Raw genomic sequence first — 1,034 nt, forward strand, 5'->3', positions numbered from 1 at the left:
ACGCCATGGCGTGCGGTCACCCGCACGTTCTGGCCAGCTTGCAGCGGCGTTGCGCACTGCACTTGCCATTGCTCGCCTTGGGCCAGCACGACGCCACGCAGCGGGTTGCCTGCCATCACCTGGGTGACGGGAACCAGGCTGCCGACAAGGCCGGCGTCACCGCTGACCAGTGCCCGTTGACGTGCCTTGAGGGCCATGCCCAGCACGCCGCCGATCAGCGTCCCGACAACACCAATCAGGCTGCCCTGGACCATGAACGTGCCCATGATCTGCGCGGGCGTGGCGCCCAAGGTCCGCAGAATGGCAATGTCCGGCCCCTTGTCGTTCACCACCATTACCAAGGTGGCAATGATATTGAAGGCCGCCACGGCGATGATCATCATCAACAGCAGGCCGATCATGGTCTTTTCCATCTTCATGGCGCTGAACAGGCTGCCCTGGGTGTGCGACCAGTCATCGGCGCGGTAGGCGTCACCCAGCCCGGCTGCAATCGCCTTGGACACCTGCGGCGCGGCATACAGGTCATGCAGCTTCAGGCGCACGCCCTGCACCTGGCCCGGTGCCCAACGTTGCATCTCGCCGGCATCGGCGACGTGGATGTAGGCTTGCGAACCATCCAGCTCGGCACCGACCTTGAAGATACCGACCACGGTCAGGCGCTGCATGCGCGGGGTAATGCCACCCGGCTCCTTGCTGATTTCCGGCACGATCAGAGTCAGGTTGTCGCCGGTGTTCAGGCGGAAGCGCCGTGCGGTCAATTCACCAATGACCACACCGAACTCACCCGGCTGCAGGTCCTGCAGGCGGCCCTGGACAATGTGCTGGCCAACGATCGAGACCTTGCCCTCTTCGGCCGGGTCGATACCGCCCACCTGGATCGGCTGCATCGCACCCTTGTACGACAGCATGCCCTCCATTTCGGTAATCGGCGCAGCCGCCATCACCGCCGGGTTCTGCAAGGCTGCGTCGGCCACCTTGTGCCAGTCGTCCAGCGGCTGCACGCCGAGGATGGCGGCATGCGGTACCAGGCCGAG

The 1,034-nt window shown here is 64.8% G+C and carries 1 protein-coding gene; it reads right to left on the minus strand.

What is annotated here, in order from left to right:
• Positions 1 to 1,034: FtsX-like permease family protein (locus C4K88_RS18210; RefSeq protein ID WP_193900733.1), on the minus strand; the 1,034-nt coding region annotated here is incomplete at both ends.

It is taken from the genome of Arthrobacter pityocampae (genome assembly GCF_002927275.1).
GTDB lineage: Bacteria > Actinomycetota > Actinomycetes > Actinomycetales > Micrococcaceae > Arthrobacter_D > Arthrobacter_D pityocampae.